Genomic DNA, 20,645 nt, shown 5'->3' on the forward strand with positions numbered 1-20,645 from the left:
CCATGGACATCGCCTCCAAAAAGCCGCCGCTTGCCGGCATCCGCGTCCTCGAACTCGCCCGCGTCCTTGCCGGCCCCTGGGCAGGCCAGATGCTGGCGGATATGGGGGCGGACGTCATCAAGGTCGAAAACCCGGAAGGCGGCGACGATACCCGCGTCTGGGGACCTCCGTTCGTCGAAAGCGCCGATGGCGAAAACCTGTCAGCCGCCTATTACCATTCCACCAATCGCGGCAAGCGCTCGATCGCCGTAGACCTGAAGACGGAAGAAGGACAGGCGATCATCCGCCGCCTCGCCGCGCAGTCCGATGTCCTGATCGAAAACTTCAAGCTCGGCGGACTGAAGAAATACGGCCTTGATTACGAGAGCCTGAAGAAGGTCAATCCGAAACTCGTCTACTGCTCGATTACCGGCTTCGGTCAGGACGGCCCCTATGCCAGCCTTGCCGGCTACGATTACATTGTCCAGGGCATGTCCGGCTTCATGTCGATCACCGGCGAACCGGACGGCCAGCCAATGAAGGCTGGCGTCGCAATCGCCGACATCTTTACCGGCATCTATGCCGTCACCGCCATTCAGGGCGCGCTGATCCATGCGATGAAAACCGGGGAAGGCCAACAGGTGGACATGGCCCTGCTTGATGTCATGTCCTCGGTTCTCGCCAACCAGAACATGAACTACCTGATTTCCGGCATCCCGCCGGTGAAACTCGGCAATGCCCACCCGAACATATCGCCCTACGAGGTAATCCCAGTCCACGACGGCCACATCATCCTCGCAGTCGGCAATGACGGCCAGTTCCGCCGCTTCTGCCGCATTCTCGGCATCGAGCATGTGGCCGATGACGAGCGCTACGCAACCAACAAGGCCCGCGTCGCCCACCGCATCGAGGTTCGCAGCCTGCTCACCGCCGAGACGACGAAATGGTCCAAGGCCGATCTTCTGGCCGCCTGCGGCGAGAATGCCGTACCGGTCGGCCCGATCAACTCGATCGGAGAAATGTTCGAAGACCCGCAGGTCAAGGCGCGCGGTCTGCGCATCGATCTCGAAGCGGCTGATGGCACGATCATTCCGGGCGTGAGGAGCCCGATCGTGTTGTCCGAGACACCGCTTGCCTATCACCGTCCGAGCCCCAAGGTTGGCGAGCATACGGATGAAATTCTGGCAGAACTGAATGCAATCGAGGAGGAAAGCAGTCAATGGAAAGAAACGGGGAAACCACCAAAAGGACCGGCGGCCAGCTGATCGTCGAGGCGCTGAAGGCGAACGGCGTCAAACGGGTTTCCTGTGTGCCAGGCGAAAGCTACCTCGCCGTGCTCGATGCGCTTTATGAGAGCGGTATCGACGTCCTCGTCTGCCGCCAGGAAGGCGGCGCAGCAATGATGGCCGACACTTGGGGCAGGCTTTCGGGCGAACCGGGCATCTGCATGGTGACGAGAGGCCCCGGCGCCACCAACGCCTCTGCCGGCCTGCATGTCGCCAAGCAGGATTCGATCCCCGTGATCCTCTTCGTCGGCCAGATCGGCCGCGACATGAAGGAGCGCGAAGCCTTCCAGGAAGTTGAATATCGACGTGCCTTCACCGAATTCGCCAAATGGGTCGGCGAGATCGATGATGCCCGCCGCATTCCGGAATTCGTCACCCGCGCTTTTTCCGTCGCTACGTCCGGCCGCCCCGGTCCGGTGGTGCTGACGCTGCCGGAAGACATGCTGGTCGAAGAGGTCGAGGCACCGCAGGCTCGCTCCTATACGCGTGTCGAAAGCCATCCCGGAAAACAGCAGATCGACGAGTTCGAGAAACTGTTGAAAGCATCCCAGCGCCCGATGGTCATCCTCGGCGGTACACGCTGGAATGAGCAGGCAGTGGCGGATTTCCAGGAATTCGCCAGCCGCTTCAAGCTGCCGGTCGGCTGCTCCTTCCGCCGCCAGATGCTGTTCGACCACCTTCATCCCTCCTATGCGGGCGACGTCGGCATCGGCATCAATCCGTCCCTGGCCAAGGAGGTCAAGGACAGCGACCTCCTCATCCTGATCGGCAGCCGCATGTCGGAAATGCCGTCATCCAGCTACACGCTGATCGATATTCCCTACCCGAGCCAAAAGCTCGTCCATGTCTTCCCTGATCCGGAAGAGATCGGCCGCATGTATCGCCCGGACCTTGCAATCTGCGCCGGCCCGGCAGAATTTGTCTCGGCGATCAAGGACCTCGAACCTCCGGCCCTGCCGCTTTGGGCCGAGCGAAAGTCGGCCATGCACGACGCCTATCTCAAATGGTCGACGCCGCCGGAGACCGGTCCCGGCGAGGTCCATATGGGGCCGATCATGTCCTGGATTGAAGATAACGTCCCCGACGATGCGATCTTCACAAATGGCGCAGGAAACTATGCCACCTGGCTGCACCGCTTCCATCGCTTCCAGAAATACAACACCCAGTCCGCTCCGACCTCCGGCTCCATGGGCTATGGCCTGCCGGCAGCGGTCGCCGCCAAACAGCTGTTTCCCGAGCGCGAAGTCGTCTGCTTTGCCGGTGATGGCTGCTTCATGATGCATGGGCAGGAGTTCATCACCGCCGTCCGCTATGGACTGCCGATCATCACCGTGCTGGTCAATAACGGCATCTATGGCACGATCCGTATGCACCAGGAGCGGGAATATCCGGGCCGCGTCAGCGGCACAGATCTGGTCAATCCGAATTTCGTCGCCTACGCCAAAGCCTTCGGCGGCCATGGCGAACTGGTCGAAAGGACAGAGGATTTCGGACCGGCCTATCTGCGCGCCCGTGAAAGCGGCAAAGCGGCAATCATTGAGGTCCGGCTCGATCCGGAAGCAATTACGCCAGCGAAAACACTGACTCAGATCCGCAACAAAGCCTAAGGCCCAGATTTGAGCATTTGCTCAAAAAGTCAGGAACCAAAGTCTGTTCATGTCGTTGATGCGGCATGGCAAATGAAACAAAACGAAAAGCACTGGGAGGCATGTCGACCTTCGTGGCCGTCATCTTCCTCATCGCAATCGCTCTTGCAGCCTTTTATCTTTTCGGCATGACGCCGGGCGAAGCATGATTAACAGATACACGAAAAGGGGCTGGATCTTCCGGCCCCTTTTTCATTTTCTGGGATAAAGAGAGCTTGCTCGATTACCGAGCGGTCGGCAATCAGAGGCCGAGTTCGCGCTTGAAGACGGCGGACAACCGCGTACAAAAATCGACAGTGATCTGCTTGTCGGACAATGCATAGGCCCGCGTTGCTGTTCGCTGGGCAGCCTTGAAGGCTTTCTCCGTTTCCGCCTGCGGATTGGATGACGTCCCGCGCGCATATTTCAGAAACAGCGACTTCGAATCCCACACCATCGACGGACGCTTGTAGCGAATATCGCAAGCCCGCGCATAAATCATGGCTTGAGCGGCAACATCCAGTTCCGAACCCTGGGGCACGGAAGGCAGAGTTTGAGAGTGCGCCACGGATGCCAGCAGGCTACTGGCGATGCAAATCGTAAGCAGAGGTACTTTCAGCATCCGTGGCGCTCTTTATCAGATTGCAGCGGTTACGATGAACTCGACCTTGTACTTCGGAGCGGCCAGAGCAGCTTCGCTCGTGGCGCGGGCCGGCGGGTTGGCCGGATCAATCCAGGCTTCCCAGACGGCATTCATTTCGCCGAAGGTCGACATGTCGGAGAGATAGATGATCGTCTGCAGGATCTTCGACTTGTCGGAGCCGCTCGCGGCCAGCAGACGATCGACTTCAGCCAGCGCGTCCTTGCACTGGTCGGTAACGGTTTCGCCTTCGCCAACCTGGCCGGCGAGATAAACGGTGTTGCCGTGTACGACCGCGCCGCTCATGCGGGCGCCGGGCTCGATGCGCTTGATGCTCATGGGAATGCTCCTGAATGCTGAGCTTGGAAAAAGCGCGGAGTGAAGGTCACACCGCGCGCGAAAAACGGGTCAGCCCTTGAAACGCTGGGCCTGTTCGTAGATGGCGGTCGAGCGCGCGCCGGACCGGCAAAAGCCGAGCATCGGCTTTTGAAAATCTTCCAGCGCATCGGCCATCTCGGTCACGCCCTCCGGCGTCAGGCCCATGCGGCCGACCGGAATGTGACGGATTTCGAGGCCGAGTTCCTTCGCGCGAGCTTCGATTTCCGCATAATGCGGCTGACCGGGCTCTTCCTCGTCAGGACGATTGCAGACGAGAGACTTGAAGCCGAGCGCCTTTACCTCGTCCAGTTCCTCAACGGTGATCTGACCGGAGACGGAATACTCGTCGTTGATCTGGCGGATATCCATGGGCAACCTCCATTTTTGTGGCGCCAGCATTACGCGGTGGCTTGACGAGCGTCAACGGCACATAGTCGCATCTCAGACGAAGGCGAAGCGCAGCGCATAGTCTGCGCTCTCGCCGGGCTGAAGCCATTGCAACTCGCCTGTCTTGGCCAGTTCCTCGCGGCCCGCCATTCGATGCGATACCGGTTCAATTCCAAGCACATGCGCCGGCGACTTCTGGTTTCTCCACACCTGCAGATAAGGCAGGCCGTCGGTCTTGAAGCGCACCTTCAATGTCGAGCCACCGAGCGACGCGATAGGGCCAAGCGCCACTTCCGCCCACTCATCGCCCTCACGGTTTGCCGGCACGCAAAACACGCTGCCCGGTTCAGGTCCGAAATCCCAGCGCAGCTGGCCGCCGTCCAGCATGGCGCCGGTCAGGTGCACGCCATCATCGAACAGCCATGCGCCGATATTCATGTGGTACATATGCACTCGCGCCATCGGCTTGGTTCCGGTATTGGTCACCTTGTCCTGCAGGCAGACTTCGCCGGTTGCGCCATCGATCCTCCAATGACGTTCGAGCAGCGCCTCGCCGCCATCCGCCGTTTTAACGGCCACACGGGCACGACATTCGGCCTCCTCCCCCTGCATATCCCAGAACAGAATCTCGGCCGGGTGGGAAGAATAGGAACCATGCAGCGGATATTTCCGGCCATCCGCGTCGCCGGCAATCGCTTCCGGATGGCGGATATGGTCCGGCCCGCACGTAAACAGAAACCCTTCCAGCGAATGGTCGATACGCGAATCACCATCGTCGGGGATCGCACGGCCGGGAGCGATATCAGTGTCGTGAACAAAGCATTTTCCGATATCCAGAACAGAGCTCTCGTCGAGCTCAAGCTTCGGTCCGAGGGCCGCCGTAAAGGTTTTCATCCACATTTCCTCCTGATGCTCACAACGCGTTTACCCAAGGTGAGCGGAATTTAATGATTCATTCATTGCAAACTGGGATTTTTCCATACAAGCGTCAAAATTAGCTTGTCAGTCAATGCACATAGCAAACGGGAACCAAGCACCCACATTCCCGATTACATGAATGTGCAACAGTATAATCGGTGAGAACGTGAAGCGCTCCGTCCTTTTCAGCATCAGCCTTGCGGCTCTGGCGATCTCGGTCGTTCCTGCGGCAGCGCAGTCGCGTTACGCGCAATATTCCGACAGACCCGTTCTGGTCGCACCCGATGGCGCGATCCTCGACTACATGCCCAACCAGCGGGACATGTATCTCAGTCGCGACGGCGCAGGCCGGCGGGTCTATCTCGACCGTTACGGCAATATCATCGCCACGGAAATGCGTCAGGGTGGCAATCGGCAGCGTTATGAGGAGTATCCGCCTGCACCGCGAGGTTATGATAATCGCCGTCAGGCAGGAGCCAATACCTCGCGTTACGACAATCAGGGCGGATACCAGGATTATCGTCAATATCGCCCGGAAGAGCCGGGATCGGTAACCGGCTCCATCGGCGGCTCAGTCACCCGCATGCCGCTCGAGCAGCAGGAATTGCCGGGCATCGATCAGGGCTATTCGGAAGAAGCATCGCTTGAGCCGAACCAGAGCATGCCACCGGCAGATAATCTGCACCCGAACAAGCCGGTCATCACGGTCACGAAAAAACCGCAGGCCGAGATCGCGGCGCTGCAGGTATTTCTCGACCGCGAAGGCATTTCGCCCGGCGTTATCGACGGCCACCTTGGCGATAACGTCAACAAGGCGATTGCAGCCTGGCAGGAAATGACGGGCGAAACGCTCGATCCTAACAATTCCGAGGATATCATGCAGCGCCTCACCTATTCGGGTGGACTGCCGATCGTCGACTATACGATCACCGCATCGGACGCTGCAGGTCCATACGTCGCCGCCATTCCGGAAGACTACGCCCATAAGGCCGCGCTGCCAGCCATGTCATTTACCTCGGTTACGGAAAAGCTGGCTGAACAGTTTCATATGGACGAAGGGTATCTGAAGGCCCTCAACCCGAACGCCGACTTCACCATCCCCGGCACGATCGTCAAGGTCATCAATCCTGGCCAGCCGAAGACAGGTCAGGTGACGCGCATCATCGCCGACAAGGGGCGCAAGCAGGTCTTCGCTTATGGTGCCGACGGCAATCTGATCGCCGCCTATCCGGCAACTATCGGATCTTCGGACACGCCGTCGCCATCAGGCGACCATACGGTGCAGCGTATCGCGCTTGATCCGGGATATACCTACAATCCGAAGATCAACTTCACCCAGGGCAACAACACTCAGATCCTGCAGATCCCGCCGGGTCCGAATGGTCCGGTCGGTACGGTCTGGATTGCACTTTCCAAGCCCACTTACGGCATTCACGGCACGCCGGAACCGTCGAAGATCGGCAAGACCAACAGCCACGGCTGCGTGCGCCTCACCAATTGGGATGCGACCGAGCTTGCAAAGATGGTCAAGCCGGGAACGACAGTCCAGTTCGTCGAATAAACAGACCAAGGCATACAAACGTCCCGAACGACAATGGCCGGCTTTCGCCGGCCATATTCATATCAGAGAGTGTATGGAGATGTATCAGGCGACGCCCCGGCCGAGCCCGATCAGCTGAGCGACTGCAGTGCGGGTCATTCTGGTCGGCATCAGCCGCAGAACTTCAGATGCATAGGCGCGAACGTTATCCTTCGCCTTTTCGACATTGCTGACCTTCGACGGATCCATGCTGTAAAGCGTACCGCCGCTCTCAAACAACTCCTTGAAAGCGGTCCGCTCGCCGATCGGCGTTGTAAGCACATTCACACCCTTGGCCGCCAGCAAGCCTTTGATGGCAAGCAGCGCCTTGGTCGTGACCATCGACGTTACTCGCGTCAATACGACCGAATGCGCAATATCCAGCCTGCCCTTCTCCTTCATCATCGCCAGAAGGTCGAGGATTTGCGCAGCCCCCTTGGCATCCATCGCCGAACCCTGCACCGGGATAAACACATGGTCAGAAAGCCCGAGCGCCGTTGTCACCAACGCATCGCGCGCGCCTGCAAGGTCGATGATGAAATAGTCGGTAGCGGAGGCCATTTCCCGCAAGTGGCAGTGAAGTGACGCAACGGTAACCTCCGAGATCACCTCGATATTGCGGACCTCACCGGAGGTCTCCTGCCACTGGCTGATCCAGCGCTGCGGATCGGCATCTATGATCGTGATACGAAATCCCTGATGGGCAAGCTCGGTCGCCAGCAGCAGCGCTGCGGTCGTTTTCCCGGCTCCGCCCTTGGCATTGGCGAAAGATATGACTGGCATTTTCCATTCCTTGGAGGTGACGAGCCGCATCGCTCTGCTGGCATCCCCGAAGCATGGGGCCTTCTCAGCTACATCTTTTCCAAAGATGGTTAATCAGCAGTTAATTCGCAGCCTGACACGGCTGCATCACCGTAAACTGATGCATTCGGGTATCAACGGGGCGACACCAAACAGCGATCGCCCCGTTTTCTTGCCCTTCCTGATCAGGCGAGCGACGCCGCCTCCTTGTGCCCCATGGCAAACTCTTCCTCCGGGGAGAGAATCAGCCGATGGCGACCGACGATGGCGAAATAGGCGATCGCCACGGCGAACCACACGACGACCCAGACCACACCCTTGAAGAAATTCGGATCCTGGACCTGATAGATCAGCGTGACGACGGCAATACCGATTGTCAGAGCAGCACCGGGGATGCCAAGCGGCGAGCGGAACGGCCGCTCGATATTCGGCAACTTCTTGCGCAGGATGATGAAGGAGATCCCCTGCATGATGTAGGAGAACATCGCTCCGAAAACGGCCATGTTCAGGAGCACTGCGCCGATCACCGTCCCGCCCTGCTCCGCGCCCAGCGCGAACCAGATGACCAACATGACTGCAAGCCCAACGGCAGCACCGGCCATCATCGCCACATAGGGCGTTTTGTAGACTGGATGAGTAACTGAGAGCGCAGTCGGGAAATAACCGGCACGCGAAAGCGAATAGATTTGCCGGCCTTGCGCGTAGAGGATCGTGTGGAAGCTGGCGATCAGGCCGGTCAGCGCCACGAGCCCGAGGATGACGACACCGCTGTCACCATAAACGGCCTTGAAGCCATCAAGCAGCGGCTCGAGCGCCGAACCCAGATGGAAGGCCCCGACACCCGGCAATGACGGATTGAGAAGCACGATCATGAAGGCCGAGACCATCAGGGTAATAATGCCGAGAATGATCCCCTTGGGCATGTCACGCTTCGGATCGACGGACTCTTCCGCCGCCAGCGGCAGTTGCTCGATGGCAAGAAACAGCCACACGGCAAAGGGCAGCGTCGCAAGAACACCCGAAAAACCGAATGGGAACCAGTCGCCGTTACCTTCGGGCAATTCGATCGCCGAGCCATCCGGTCCAACACCGATATTCAGCGCCCAACGGGAGAAATCCATGTTCGGAATGGCGCTAATCCAGAAGAACACCAGCACAGCCAGAGAAATCAGCGTGATAACCAATGTTACCTTGAACGAAAGTTCCAGGCCGAAAACATTCAGCGCCAGGAATACGCCATAGAACAATATCCACAGAAGCGGTGAATAGGCTGGATCGAGACCAAGGATCGAGTTCACATAAGCCGTGATGAAGGTGACAATGACCGCCGGCGTCAGCACATATTCAACGTTTTCACAAAGGCCGGTGAGAAATCCGCCCCACGGCCCCATCGCAGTGCGGGCAAAGGAGTAGGCCGCCCCAGTATGCGGCAGCGCCGGGCTCATTTCCGCGATCGAAAATGTCAGGCCGAGATACATGACCGCGATGATCATGCCTGCCACCAGCATGCCACCCCAGCCGCCGGTCGCAAAACCGAAGTTCCAGCCCGAGAAATGCCCGGAAATAACAGCACCGACCCCGAGCGCCCAAAGCGACCAGACACCGGCATAACGCGACAGACCGCGCTTATCGAAATAGGATGCATCAGCCTTCTTGTAGCTGACGCCAGCAGATGAACTTTCCATTCCCCTTCTCCTGCTCAAAGCAAAGGGCTCCTGCCCCAGCGGCCGGATATGCCCATAGACCGTCAAGACCCGATATTTCGGTGTCCGGACCGCACAGCTTTGACGACTCCCAGGAGGATCTTGTTCGGTTATTGCCAGATGGCCCTACCGTGTTTCAGACCAGTCGCGATCCCTCGACCGATCTGTTGAAATGCATCATCCTCCGAAATCACGAGGCAGACGCGGCCATTCAGAGGACCACCGGACACCGTAAACGAAAGATTGATGCAATCATTCTTCACTTTCAAGTTGTCGTCAAATGGAACTTCATCCTGCATCTGGCCAAATTGCGCCTTACGTGTTCCATCCACGACGTCCCGACCCGGTTATCCACAGCCGCAGCCCCGCCGTTTTTGACGATCGCGAAAAAAATGCTTTGAAAGCTGGAGCTTATGGCCTGATGATCCGGCAATCGACTGTCACATACAGTTCACGATACCGCACTACGAGTTGCCGCCGACACGATCAAACCTCAGGAGGACATCCGTGCTCAAGAACGCTCATCGCCTGCTTTCGCTGACGACCGCCGCAGTCGTCGCATCCACAAGCTTCGCTTTTGCCGAGCCGAGCGCCGAACTGATCGCAGCCGCCAAGAAGGAAGGTTCGCTGACGACCATTGCGCTACCCCACAGCTGGTGCGGTTACGGTGACATCATTGCCGGCTTCAAGAAGAAGTACGGCATCGAAGTCAACGAACTGAACCCGGACGCAAGCTCTGGCGACGAAATCGAAGCGATCAAGGCCAACAAGGGCAATACCGGTCCGCAGGCGCCTGACGTCATCGACGTCGGCCTCTCCTTCGGCCCATCTTCCAAGGCCGAAGGCCTGATCCAGCCCTACAAGGTCTCCACCTGGGATTCTATCCCGGCTGACGCAAAGGATGCCGACGGCCACTGGTATGGCGACTATTACGGCGTTCTCTCCTTCGTCGTGAACACCGACATCGTCAAGGAAGTCCCGAAGGACTGGAAGGACCTCACCAAGTCCGACTATGCCAATTCGGTTGCGCTCGCAGGTGACCCGCGCGGCTCCAACCAGGCCGTACAGGCCGTCTACGCAGCCGGTCTTGCCGGCGGCGAAACCGATGCCACCAAGGCTGGCGAAGCCGGCCTGAAGCTGTTCTCGGAGATCAACAAGGCTGGCAATTTCGTGCCTGTCATCGGCAAGTCCGCCTCGCTCGCTCAGGGCTCCACCCCGATCGTCATCGCCTGGGACTATAACGGCCTCTCCTGGCGCGACACGCTGAAGGGCAACCCGCCGCTCGAAGTCGTCGTTCCGGAGACCGGTGTTGTCGCCGGCGTATATGTCCAGGCAATCTCGGCCTTCGCACCGCACCCGAACGCAGCCAAGCTGTGGATGGAATATATCTATTCCGACGAAGGCCAGCTCGGTTATCTGAAGGGATATTGCCACCCGATCCGCTTCAACGATCTTGCGAAGAACAACAAGATCCCGAAGGAAATGCTCGACGCACTGCCGCCGGCAGCAGCTTACGAGAAGGCCAAGTTCCCGACTCTCGACGAACAGGCCGCAGGCAAGACCGCCATCACCACCAAGTGGGATTCGGTCGTCGGCGCCAACGTTCAGTAATGCATCTCGCCTCCCCGTCTGTCGGCGGGGAGGCTTTCTTTCGTCTCCCACAGAAGCGCTATTTCATGACAACGGCATCATCGTCCTTCATCGACAGACGCACCGTCATCGATTGGCTCGGCATCGCGCCGTTCATGATTTTCGCGCTGATGTTTCTGATCGTTCCGACGCTTTATCTCGTGATGGGAGCTTTTTTCACGCCGGACGGTCAGTTCACCTTCAAGAATATCGCTGACCTTTTCACACCGACAATCCTCTCGGCCTACTGGATTTCGATCAAGGTCTCGTTTGCCTCTTCGCTCGGCGGCGCGCTGATCGGCTTTTTCCTCGCCTGGGCAATCGTGCTCGGCGGCCTGCCCTCCTGGATTCGCTCCGGCCTTTTGACATTTTCCGGCGTCGCCTCGAATTTTGCCGGCGTGCCGCTTGCTTTTGCCTTCATTGCCACGCTCGGCCGCACCGGCCTCGTCACGGTATTCCTGCGCGACTGGTTCGGCTTCAATCTGTATTCGACCGGTTTCAATCTCCTGTCCTTCGTCGGTTTGACCGTCACCTACATGTTCTTCCAGATCCCGCTGATGGTTCTGATCCTGACCCCGGCTCTCGACGGCCTGAAGAAGGAGTGGCGCGAGGCCTCCGAAATTCTCGGCGCGTCAACCTGGCAATACTGGCGGATGGTCGCCTTCCCGATCCTCTGGCCAAGCCTGCTCGGCACCAGCCTGCTTCTCTTCGCCAATGCTTTCGGTGCCATTGCCACCGCCTATGCATTGACCGGCTCCTCTCTCAATATCGTGCCTATCCTTCTTTATGCGCAGATCCGCGGCGACGTGTTGCATAACCCGAACCTGGGTTATGCGCTGGCGCTTGGCATGATCGTCATCACCGGCCTGTCGAACATTCTCTATATCTGGCTGCGCATGCGCGCCGAACGCTGGCAGAAGTGAGGGCGACAGAGATGAAGATGACGAAATTCTTCGCCTGGCTCGCTATCGCTATCGGGGTGATCTACTTTTTCGTTCCGCTGCTCGGTACATTTGAATTCTCGTTGCGCATGCGTCGCGGTGAATATTCCTTCGACGCCTATGGATCGGTCTTTTCCGATGTCCAGTTTCAGCAGACCTTCGGCTTTTCCATTCTGATGGCGCTGTTCACCATAGCCTTCGGCATGCTGCTTGTTGTACCGACGGCCTATTGGGTCCGTCTTCGCTTGCCGCAGATGCGCCCGGTGGTCGAGTTTGTCACCCTCATGCCTCTCGTCATTCCGGCGATCGTCATCGTCTTCGGTTACTTGCGCCTCTACAATTCCTCGTCCTACATCCCGTTCACCGGGTCGACATTCGGCACCAACGTGCTTCTTGTAATGTCCTACATCACCCTGTCGCTGCCCTACATGTATCGCTCGGTCGACACCGCGATGCGCACGATCGACGTGCGCACCCTGACCGAGGCCGCCGAAATTCTCGGCGCAAAATGGCCAACCATATTGTTCCGCTGCATTTTCCCGAATGTCATGTCGGGTGTCCTGTCGGGCGCATTCATCACGTTTGCGATCGTCATGGGCGAGTTCACCATGGCAGCTCTCCTCAATCGCCCGGCCTTCGGTCCATATCTGCAGCTCGTCGGCGCCAACAAGGCTTACGAGCCGTCCGCGCTCGCCGTCATCGCCTTCGCCATGACCTGGCTTTCCATGGGCCTCATTCAGCTCGTCTCCCGTATCAGCAAGATGGCGCCGGCCCGCCGCGCCTAAGGAATTCCGCCCATGTCCTTCCTCGTCCTCGACAGTCTCAAGAAGAGTTTCGGCCAGACCCAGGTCGTCAAGGATTTCAACATGTCGATCGACAAGGGAGAATTCATCTCCTTTCTCGGCCCGTCCGGCTGCGGCAAAACGACGATCCTCAGAATGATCGCCGGTTTCGAAACCCCGAGCGACGGCACGATAACCATCAACGGCAAGAACCAGTCGGGCCTGAAAACCAGCCAGCGCAATATCGGCATGGTTTTCCAGGCTTACGCGCTCTTCCCCAACATGAATGTTTTCGACAACGTCGCCTTCGGCCTCAAGGTCGCAGGCCAGCCGAAGGCTGAGATAGAGGCGCGGGTGAAGGAGATGTTGAAGCTCATCCATCTTGAGCACCTTGCCGACCGCTACCCCTATCAGATGTCTGGAGGCCAGCAGCAACGCGTGGCCCTTGCGCGGGCGCTGGCTCCCAAACCCCAGGTTTTGCTGCTCGACGAACCGCTTTCTGCGCTTGACGCAAAAATCCGCGTATCGCTGCGCGAAGAAATCCGCCAGATTCAGCGCCAGCTTGGCATCACCACCGTCTTCGTCACGCACGATCAGGAAGAGGCATTGTCCATATCCGATCGTATCGTCGTCATGAATGCCGGCCGTGCCGATCAGATCGGCACGCCATCGGATATCTACAATCGCCCCTCCACACGTTTCGTCGCCTCATTCGTCGGCACGCTCAATATCATCGACGCGGCAGTAGCCGACCCGGCTGCCAATACGATCCGTATCGGCGAAAACGTCATCACTCTACGCGAGCCTATCGGCGCTCTGAAATCTGGAGAAAAAGTCTCCGTCGCCCTGCGGCCGGAAGCGGGTTCGTTGGCAGAAAGCGCCAAAGGCGATACCGCCCTCACAGGAACAGTCGTCTCGTCTCACTTCCTCGGTTCGGTCGTTCGCACGAAATTCGGCGTCGGGGGCAACCAGATTTCCTTCGACATGTTCAACGCCCCGGACAAGGTCCTTCCGCAGCCGGGCGAAACCGTCACCCTGCGCTTTGCGGCAAGCGACCTGTTATTGATCAAGGACTGATCAACGGCGCTCGTTGGCGGCATCAGTCCTGTTGCCAAACTGCATCGCCATACTAGTGGAATGACCGGAAAAACGGCCTTTGAACCTTGATATGCGGCCTCCCATGCCGCATTCCGGTTGGCGCTATCTCCCTGAGCGGGAGCCCACCCCGTACCTTCAGTTGAATACAATGTCTTCGATTACCTCATCGGCTCCTTCGAGAGCCGCACCGCGCCGTCTTACCTCTCAGGATTTCAGAACCCTCGGCCTCGCGGCCCTCGGCGGCGCCCTGGAATTCTATGATTTCATCATCTTCGTCTTTTTCGCGACGGTGATCGGCAAACTGTTCTTTCCGCCGGACATGCCGGAATGGCTGGTGCTGATCCAGACCTTCGGTATTTTCGCAGCCGGTTATCTCGTTCGCCCGCTCGGCGGCATCGTGCTTGCCCATTTCGGCGACATGTTCGGCCGCAAAAAGGTCTTTGCCTTTTCGATCCTCTTGATGGCGCTGTCGACGCTCGGCATGGCTGTCATGCCGACCTATGCGACGATCGGCGTCCTCGCCCCCATCCTTCTCGTGTTGATGCGCATCCTGCAAGGTGCAGCCATCGGCGGCGAGGTTCCAGGTGCATGGACCTTCGTGGCCGAACACGTCCCCTTCCGCCGTGTCGGCTTTGCCTGCGGCTTTCTGACATCAGGTCTTTCATTCGGCATTCTGCTCGGCTCGTCCATTGCAACCGTAATCAACACGGTCTTCACGCCGGAAGCGATCGCCGATGGCGCATGGCGCATTCCGTTTTTCATCGGCGGCATTTTCGGCCTCCTCTCTGTCTGGATGCGTCGCTGGCTGCAGGAAACGCCGATCTTCGCCGAGATGAAGGCCAGCCGTGCGCTTGCTCCGGAACTGCCGCTGAAGACGGTCCTGCGTGACCATCTGCGCGGCGTCGTCATCTCCATGCTGCTCACCTGGATCCTGTCGGCAGCAATCGTCGTCACGACCCTGATGACAGCAACCTTGCTGCAGAAAATCTACGGCTACACCGCCCAGCAATCGCTTGCTGCCACAAGCTTCGGCACCCTCTTCTTGATCTTCGCCACATCAGCGGCCGGCAGCATTGTCGATCGCATTGGTTCGGGGCGTTTCTTCACGATCGCCGGTGTCGTCTTTGGAGCAGCCACGTGGGCCTTCTACAGCTTCGCGGCCACGTCGATCACCCTCATGTTCGCGCTTTATGCGGTCATGGGTCTGGCGGTAGGCCTGGTTGGCGCAGTGCCCTATGTTATGGTTCGTGCTTTCCCGGCCCGCGTCCGTTTCACAGGCCTGTCCTTCTCCTACAACGTGTCCTACGCCATATTCGGCGGCCTCACTCCGATTGGTGTCACCACCGCGCTTGCCATCAACCCTATGGCGCATGCCTGGTACCTGCTGTTCATCGCGGCATTGACGGTCGGTATCGGCATTTACCTTATGCTGCACGGCGACAAGGTCGAGTCCGAAGCCGGCATCGAGGAACTGACAGCGCGGTTGGCTAAAGCCTGATCGCAAAACCGAATGCGATATGAAAAGGAAAAGCCGGAAAACAAAACTTTCCGGCTTTTTCTATGTGATCATCGGAAACCAAGTCTGGCAGAAAAGACTACTGCACCGCCGTCCTCAAGAGAGGCCGCGGCTGGACTATGACTGGCTCAGATAACGTCCAGCTTCATTGGAAGATACGAAGTTCTGATCGCTCATCCTGCAGTGAATATTATCAACAGAAAAAACTCAAAATATACTTCATCTAAATTGACCGCGAAAATAATATAGAAATATAAAATAAAAATACAAAAGCACCACCGCAAGACGCGAGAATTCCATGAGAAATCATTATGAAGTCTTGGATGCATTGCGTTTCATGGCCGCCACTGGCGTTCTTTTATTTCATTTAGCACATTGGTTGAACATACCCTGGCTACTTCCCAATGCCGGTATAGCCGTCGATTTCTTCTTCTGCCTCAGCGGCTTCGTAATGGTCGTGGCGTACCAGCACAAAATAGGTTCCTCCTCCGACTTGTTGCCCTTTCTGCGAGTGAGGGTGCTGCGACTGTGGCCAATGATCATGCTCGCGACATTCGCGAGTGCCAGCTATCTCGTCGCAAAGGGATTTCTGTCATCTGACGCCCCAACCATCTCCATGGTACTGGAAGCAGCCAGTTTGTCGTTGATTTCCGTGCCCTATATGGATGCGCCCGTCTCTATCGGCGGCCCTCAGGTATTCCCTTTGAATGGACCACAATTCTCGCTGTTTTTCGAGATTTTCGTGAATATAGCCTGGGCGGCCCTCCTAATCACGCTCCCTCGAAGGTTCTATCTGATCACCTGCGCCATCCTAATTCCTCTTTCTGGCGCCTGCCTTTATTATGGCTTTGGTGGTGATACGACTGCGAATTTCTGGCTGGGTTTCCCGCGGGTAATATGCTCGTTCTTCGTCGGCATTCTGGCCGCCAATCTGTTGACCAAAGATTGGGACCCTGGCGTTTTGGGTCGCAGACTATTCGTCGCGCTTCTTTTGATGACTGCACTTTTGGTCATCCTGCCGATACCGATGGGTCGGTATGCGACGATCTGGACGATTATCGTATCACCGATACTTGTCGTCCTCGGCGCCAAACAGCAGCTGCCGTCAAGACTGAAAGCAGCCGCCACGTTCAGCGGAACACTTTCGTATCCGATCTACACTCTGCACTACCCACTGTTCTGCTGGTTGAACGGTATTTTCGTCATGATAACAAAATCGCAGGGAGGCCTGCTGGAAGCGGCAATCCTGGCCCCCATCATAATAGCGATCTGCTACCTGGTCACAATCAGGATCGAATTGCCCGTCATGGCCGCGCTCAGGCGCGCAAACGCGCCAACAGTAAAAAGCCCTGCCTGAAAGCTTATGAGCCACGCGCAGAAAGCCACAACTGCAGACGTGCCGGCGATAGCCGAAACCAGCACCAACCATGCCTGTTATGGCTGACGGAACATATTTGGCCGATCAATCAACAGAGATGTCGGAAGGCTCATCGAGCCCTCCCGACAAATCGCTTTTTTGTTCAACCGTTAAGCGGCGTCCTCAACAGCTTCCGCAGCCGCACCGCCGGGCACATAGTTCAAGACCGGTCCCAGCCAGCGCTCGACCTCTTCAATCGCCATCCCCTTGCGCGACGCATAATCTTCGACCTGATCGCGCTCGACCTTTGCGACACCAAAATAGTAGCTGGCAGGATGGCCGATATAGATGCCCGAGACCGACGAACCCGGCCACATGGCATAGCTTTCAGTAAGCTCAACACCGGTCGCATTCGTCGCATCGAGCAATGAGAACAAGGTAGCCTTTTCAGTGTGATCCGGCTGGGCCGGATAACCGGGTGCTGGACGAATGCCCGCATATTCCTCGTGAATCAGCTCGTCGTTACTGAATGCCTCATCTGAAGCATAACCCCAGAATTCCTTGCGGACGCGTTGGTGCATGCGTTCGGCGAACGCCTCCGCAAAACGGTCTGCCAGCGCCTTGACCAGGATCGAGGAATAATCGTCATTTGCCCGTTCGAACCGCTCGGCGATCGCCACTTCCTCGATGCCGGCAGTGACAACAAAGCCACCGACATAATCCGCCTTGCCGCTATCGACGGGTGCCACGAAATCCGACAGCGCCACATTCGGCCGGCCATCGCGCTTCGAAAGCTGCTGGCGCAGGGTATAGAAAGTACCAAGGTCCTCGGAGCGTTTTTCGTCGGTAAACAGGCGAATATCGTCGCCGATCGAATTTGCCGGCCAGAAGCCAATGACCGCCCGCGGACGGAACCACTTTTCCGCGATGATCTTCTTCAGCATCGCCTGGGCATCGCTCCACAGCTGACGCGCTGCCTCGCCCTGCTTCTCGTCCTCGAGGATCGCCGGATAACGCCCCTTCAGCTCCCATGTCTGGAAGAACGGCGTCCAGTCGATATACTGTGCCAGTTCCTCAAGATCATAGGTCTCGAACACCTTTGTGCCGGTGAACTGCGGCTTAACAGGCTCATAGGCGGCCCAATCCACCTTCTCCGCATTGGCACGGGCACGGGCAATCGGCAGGCGCAATTTCTCGCGTTCATTGCGGGCATGCGCCTCGGCAACTTTCGCATATTCGCCACGGATGCCCTCGACATAGGCCGGCTTCTGCTCTTCCGACAGCAATGCCGATACAACACCCACCGCACGGCTGGCATCGGTCACATAGATCGCCTGCCCCTTTTCGTAACGCGGATGAATCTTCACTGCCGTATGGACGCGGCTGGTCGTCGCCCCGCCGATCAGAAGCGGAACATCAAAACCCTGGCGTTCCATTTCGGCCGCCACATGCACCATCTCGTCGAGCGACGGCGTGATCAGACCGGAAAGCCCGATGATATCGACCTTCTCGGCCACGGCCGTCTCGAGGATTTTCGTCGCCGGCACCATTACGCCAAGATCGATGATCTCGTAATTGTTGCAGGCAAGCACGACGCCGACGATGTTCTTGCCGATGTCATGTACGTCACCCTTGACGGTCGCCATCAGCACCTTGCCGGCCGACTTGCGCTCGTCGCCGCCATTCAGGCGTTTCTCTTCTTCCATGTACGGGAGCAGCACGGCCACCGCCTGCTTCATGACGCGGGCCGATTTCACCACCTGCGGCAGGAACATTTTGCCCGAACCGAACAGGTCGCCGACCACGTTCATACCGGCCATCAATGGGCCTTCGATAACATGCAGCGGACGCTCCGCCTTTTGCCGGGCCTCTTCCGTATCTGCCTCGATATAGTCGGTGATGCCGTTCACGAGAGCATGCGACAGACGCTCTTCGACCGGCTTTTCGCGCCAGGCGAGATCCTGAACCTTGGCTTCCTTGCCCGGTCCGCCACGGAACCGCTCTGCGACCTCAAGCAGCCGCTCGGTGCCATCGGCACGGCGGTTCAGTACGACGTCCTCGCAGGCCTCGCGCAGTTCCGGATCGATATTCTCGTAAATCGCCAGCTGGCCGGCATTGACGATGCCCATGTCCATCCCTGCCTGAATGGCATGGTAGAGGAACACGGCATGCATCGCCTCACGTACCGGCTCGTTGCCGCGGAAGGAGAAGGACAGGTTGGAGACACCGCCCGAGATATGCACGAGCGGCATTCTTTCGCGGATAGTCCGCGTCGCCTCGATAAAGTCGACGCCGTAATTGTTGTGCTCCTCGATACCGGTTGCGACGGCAAACACGTTCGGGTCGAAAATGATGTCTTCCGGCGGGAAACCCGCCTGTTCGGTCAGGATCTTGTAGGCGCGAGTGCAGATCTCGACCTTGCGCTCATAGCTGTCCGCCTGCCCCGTCTCGTCGAACGCCATGACGACGACGGCAGCACCATAGTTGCGCACGATTTTGGCATGCGCCAGAAACTTCTCCTCGCCTTCCTTCAGCGAGATCGAGTTGACGATCGCCTTGCCCTGCACGCATTTAAGGCCAGCCTCGATGATCTCGAATTTAGACGAGTCGATCATCACCGGCACACGGGCGATATCCGGCTCTGCGGCGATCAGGTTGATGAATTCGACCATCGCCTTTTCCGAGTCGATCAGGCCTTCATCCATATTGATGTCGATGACCTGCGCACCGTTTTCCACCTGGTCGCGCGCGACAGCCAATGCTGCCGTATAATCGGCATTGGTGATCAACTTGCGGAATTTCGCCGAGCCGGTGACGTTGGTGCGCTCGCCCACGTTGACGAAGGGAATGTCCTTGGTCAGCACAAAAGGCTCGAGCCCCGACAGCGACATGAACGGCACGTGTTCGGGAAGCGCCCGCGGCGGATATTTGGCCACGGCTTCCGCAATTGCGCGAATATGGTCCGGCGTCGAGCCGCAGCAGCCGCCGACCACATTGACGAGGCCTTCGCGGGCAAATCCCTCCACCTGGCGCGCCATCATCTCCGGCGTTTCGTCATATTGGCCGAATTCGTTCGGCAGGCCGGCATTCGGGTAGGCGCAGATGAACGTATCGGAAACGGCAGATAGTTCCTGCAGATGCGGCCGCATCGCGTCAGCGCCGAGCGCGCAGTTCAGACCGATGGTGAATGGATTGGCATGGTTGACCGAGTTCCAGAAGGCGGAAGGCGTCTGCCCCGACAGCGTGCGGCCGGAACGGTCGGTGATCGTGCCGGAGATCATCACCGGCAGATGCACGCCCTTCGCCTCGAAACGCTCTTCGCAGGCAAAGATCGCAGCCTTGGCGTTCAGCGTATCGAAGATCGTCTCGATCAGGATGATGTCGGCACCGCCATCGATCAGTCCGTCGATCTGCTCGCCATAGGCGATACGCAAATCATCGAAGGACACGGCGCGATAACCGGGATTGTTGACGTCGGGCGAAATCGAAGCGGTGCGGTTGGTCGGGCCTATAGCGCCTGCGACGAAACGGCGACGGCCATCTTCTTTTTCGGCGCGGATTGCAGCACGGCGGGCGAGTCGAGCACCGTCGCGGTTCATGTCATAAACCGCGCCTTCCATCTCGTAATCCGCCTGCGCAATACGTGTAGACGAAAACGTGTTGGTTTCGAGAATATCGGCACCAGCCATCGCATAACGATAATGGATGTCCTCAATCGCCTGCGGCTGCGTCAGGATCAGCAGGTCGTTATTGCCCTGCTGATGGCAGGCGCAGCCGATAAAGCGCTCACCACGAAAATGATCCTCGTTGTAACCCAGCCCCTGGATCTGCGTACCCATGGCACCGTCGATCACGAGAATGCGCTCACTGGCGGCTTTTTTGAGAGCTTCCAGAATTTCTGCGCCATTACGGCGAGCACCTTCGGGACCGAACAGTTCATCGAACAAGGCAGACACTCCTGATAGAGATCAAGGCAATATCCATAATCATATAAAGATACCTTTATGTGAAGTCCAGCACATACGT

General features: G+C 58.0%; 17 protein-coding genes. 10 read left to right on the top strand and 7 right to left on the bottom strand.

Going from position 1 to position 20,645, the window contains the following annotated elements; genetic code table 11:
• Positions 1–2 precede the first annotated feature (2 nt).
• The 3 genes from ACI3K0_RS01830 to ACI3K0_RS01840 all read left to right on the top strand — a co-directional run bounded on the left by ACI3K0_RS01830 (position 3) and on the right by ACI3K0_RS01840 (position 3,060).
• The gene (locus tag ACI3K0_RS01830; RefSeq protein ID WP_183821461.1) at positions 3–1,244 is read left to right on the top strand and encodes a CaiB/BaiF CoA-transferase family protein; all 1,242 of its coding nucleotides are present in this window, start codon (positions 3–5) and stop codon (positions 1,242–1,244) included.
• Positions 1,199–2,872, top strand: a complete 1,674-nt coding sequence (locus ACI3K0_RS01835; protein ID WP_183821460.1) for a thiamine pyrophosphate-binding protein — start codon at positions 1,199–1,201, stop codon at positions 2,870–2,872. Before ACI3K0_RS01830 ends, ACI3K0_RS01835 begins: the two co-directional genes overlap by 46 nt.
• A 65-nt stretch (positions 2,873–2,937) precedes the next feature.
• The gene (locus ACI3K0_RS01840; RefSeq protein ID WP_280518259.1) at positions 2,938–3,060 is read left to right on the top strand and encodes a hypothetical protein; all 123 of its coding nucleotides are present in this window, start codon (positions 2,938–2,940) and stop codon (positions 3,058–3,060) included.
• Between the two features lie 92 nt (positions 3,061–3,152).
• Here the strand turns inward: ACI3K0_RS01840 and ACI3K0_RS01845 are convergent, their stop codons facing one another.
• The 4 genes from ACI3K0_RS01845 to ACI3K0_RS01860 form a co-directional block, all read right to left on the bottom strand.
• Entirely contained in the window at positions 3,153–3,512 is a 360-nt protein-coding gene (locus tag ACI3K0_RS01845) for a hypothetical protein (protein ID WP_183821459.1), read from the bottom strand.
• Between the two features lie 15 nt (positions 3,513–3,527).
• Positions 3,528–3,869, bottom strand: coding sequence for a RidA family protein (locus ACI3K0_RS01850; protein WP_112457847.1), 342 nt, complete (start codon positions 3,867–3,869; stop codon positions 3,528–3,530).
• 69 nt (positions 3,870–3,938) lie between these two features.
• Positions 3,939–4,277 carry a TIGR01244 family sulfur transferase gene (locus tag ACI3K0_RS01855; protein WP_148147588.1) on the bottom strand — a complete coding sequence of 113 codons (339 nt, stop codon included), beginning with the start codon at positions 4,275–4,277 and terminating at the stop codon, positions 3,939–3,941.
• 72 nt (positions 4,278–4,349) lie between these two features.
• Positions 4,350–5,189 carry a DUF4432 family protein gene (locus tag ACI3K0_RS01860; RefSeq protein ID WP_183821458.1) on the bottom strand — a complete coding sequence of 280 codons (840 nt, stop codon included), beginning with the start codon at positions 5,187–5,189 and terminating at the stop codon, positions 4,350–4,352.
• A 163-nt stretch (positions 5,190–5,352) separates the two neighbouring features.
• Here ACI3K0_RS01860 and ACI3K0_RS01865 point away from each other — a divergent pair, with 163 nt between their 5' ends.
• On the top strand, positions 5,353–6,774 hold the full coding sequence (locus ACI3K0_RS01865; RefSeq protein WP_183821457.1) for a L,D-transpeptidase: 1,422 nt from the start codon (positions 5,353–5,355) through the stop codon (positions 6,772–6,774).
• Between the two features lie 84 nt (positions 6,775–6,858).
• Here the strand turns inward: ACI3K0_RS01865 and ACI3K0_RS01870 are convergent, their stop codons facing one another.
• The gene (locus ACI3K0_RS01870; protein ID WP_404944838.1) at positions 6,859–7,575 is read right to left on the bottom strand and encodes an AAA family ATPase; all 717 of its coding nucleotides are present in this window, start codon (positions 7,573–7,575) and stop codon (positions 6,859–6,861) included.
• A gap of 203 nt (positions 7,576–7,778) precedes the next feature.
• Positions 7,779–9,278 (bottom strand): amino acid permease, encoded by a 1,500-nt coding sequence (locus ACI3K0_RS01875; RefSeq protein WP_183821456.1) that lies wholly within the window; start codon positions 9,276–9,278, stop codon positions 7,779–7,781.
• Positions 9,279–9,803: 525 nt separating this feature from the next.
• On the opposite strand from ACI3K0_RS01875, the gene ACI3K0_RS01880 reads away from it, so the two are divergent.
• From ACI3K0_RS01880 to ACI3K0_RS01905, 6 genes are all read left to right on the top strand, one after another.
• Positions 9,804–10,907: an ABC transporter substrate-binding protein gene (locus ACI3K0_RS01880; RefSeq protein WP_148147583.1), complete on the top strand. Its 1,104-nt coding sequence runs from the start codon at positions 9,804–9,806 to the stop codon at positions 10,905–10,907.
• A 65-nt stretch (positions 10,908–10,972) separates the two neighbouring features.
• On the top strand, positions 10,973–11,848 hold the full coding sequence (locus ACI3K0_RS01885; RefSeq protein ID WP_148147582.1) for an ABC transporter permease subunit: 876 nt from the start codon (positions 10,973–10,975) through the stop codon (positions 11,846–11,848).
• Positions 11,849–11,859: 11 nt separating this feature from the next.
• On the top strand, positions 11,860–12,651 hold the full coding sequence (locus ACI3K0_RS01890) for an ABC transporter permease (RefSeq protein ID WP_183821455.1): 792 nt from the start codon (positions 11,860–11,862) through the stop codon (positions 12,649–12,651).
• Between the two features lie 12 nt (positions 12,652–12,663).
• Positions 12,664–13,725, top strand: coding sequence for an ABC transporter ATP-binding protein (locus ACI3K0_RS01895; RefSeq protein WP_183821454.1), 1,062 nt, complete (start codon positions 12,664–12,666; stop codon positions 13,723–13,725).
• Between the two features lie 169 nt (positions 13,726–13,894).
• Positions 13,895–15,244 (top strand): MFS transporter, encoded by a 1,350-nt coding sequence (locus ACI3K0_RS01900; protein ID WP_183821453.1) that lies wholly within the window; start codon positions 13,895–13,897, stop codon positions 15,242–15,244.
• A gap of 316 nt (positions 15,245–15,560) precedes the next feature.
• Entirely contained in the window at positions 15,561–16,619 is a 1,059-nt protein-coding gene (locus tag ACI3K0_RS01905; protein ID WP_183821452.1) for an acyltransferase, read from the top strand.
• 170 nt (positions 16,620–16,789) lie between these two features.
• On the opposite strand, the gene metH is transcribed toward ACI3K0_RS01905, so the two are convergent.
• The gene (gene metH, locus ACI3K0_RS01910; RefSeq protein ID WP_183821451.1) at positions 16,790–20,566 is read right to left on the bottom strand and encodes a methionine synthase; all 3,777 of its coding nucleotides are present in this window, start codon (positions 20,564–20,566) and stop codon (positions 16,790–16,792) included.
• Between the last annotated feature and the right edge of the window lie 79 nt (positions 20,567–20,645).

The organism is Rhizobium sp. ZW T2_16 (assembly GCF_044987325.1).
Taxonomy (GTDB): Bacteria; Pseudomonadota; Alphaproteobacteria; order Rhizobiales; family Rhizobiaceae; genus Neorhizobium; species Neorhizobium cellulosilyticum.

Bases quoted from the DNA above. Each gene is read 5' to 3' on its own strand.
- ACI3K0_RS01830 (WP_183821461.1), top strand. From the start codon at position 3: ATGGACATCGCCTCCAAAAAGCCGCCGCTTGCCGGCATCCGCGTCCTC.
- ACI3K0_RS01905 (WP_183821452.1), top strand. From the start codon at position 15,561: ATGAGAAATCATTATGAAGTCTTGGATGCATTGCGTTTCATGGCCGCC.
- ACI3K0_RS01870 (WP_404944838.1), bottom strand. From the start codon at position 7,575: ATGCCAGTCATATCTTTCGCCAATGCCAAGGGCGGAGCCGGGAAAACG.
- ACI3K0_RS01860 (WP_183821458.1), bottom strand. From the start codon at position 5,189: ATGAAAACCTTTACGGCGGCCCTCGGACCGAAGCTTGAGCTCGACGAG.
- ACI3K0_RS01855 (WP_148147588.1), bottom strand. From the start codon at position 4,277: ATGGATATCCGCCAGATCAACGACGAGTATTCCGTCTCCGGTCAGATC.
- ACI3K0_RS01890 (WP_183821455.1), top strand. From the start codon at position 11,860: ATGAAGATGACGAAATTCTTCGCCTGGCTCGCTATCGCTATCGGGGTG.
- ACI3K0_RS01875 (WP_183821456.1), bottom strand. From the start codon at position 9,278: ATGGAAAGTTCATCTGCTGGCGTCAGCTACAAGAAGGCTGATGCATCC.
- ACI3K0_RS01845 (WP_183821459.1), bottom strand. From the start codon at position 3,512: ATGCTGAAAGTACCTCTGCTTACGATTTGCATCGCCAGTAGCCTGCTG.
- ACI3K0_RS01895 (WP_183821454.1), top strand. From the start codon at position 12,664: ATGTCCTTCCTCGTCCTCGACAGTCTCAAGAAGAGTTTCGGCCAGACC.
- ACI3K0_RS01850 (WP_112457847.1), bottom strand. From the start codon at position 3,869: ATGAGCATCAAGCGCATCGAGCCCGGCGCCCGCATGAGCGGCGCGGTC.
- ACI3K0_RS01885 (WP_148147582.1), top strand. From the start codon at position 10,973: ATGACAACGGCATCATCGTCCTTCATCGACAGACGCACCGTCATCGAT.
- ACI3K0_RS01840 (WP_280518259.1), top strand. From the start codon at position 2,938: ATGGCAAATGAAACAAAACGAAAAGCACTGGGAGGCATGTCGACCTTC.
- ACI3K0_RS01900 (WP_183821453.1), top strand. From the start codon at position 13,895: ATGTCTTCGATTACCTCATCGGCTCCTTCGAGAGCCGCACCGCGCCGT.
- ACI3K0_RS01865 (WP_183821457.1), top strand. From the start codon at position 5,353: ATGTGCAACAGTATAATCGGTGAGAACGTGAAGCGCTCCGTCCTTTTC.
- ACI3K0_RS01835 (WP_183821460.1), top strand. From the start codon at position 1,199: ATGGAAAGAAACGGGGAAACCACCAAAAGGACCGGCGGCCAGCTGATC.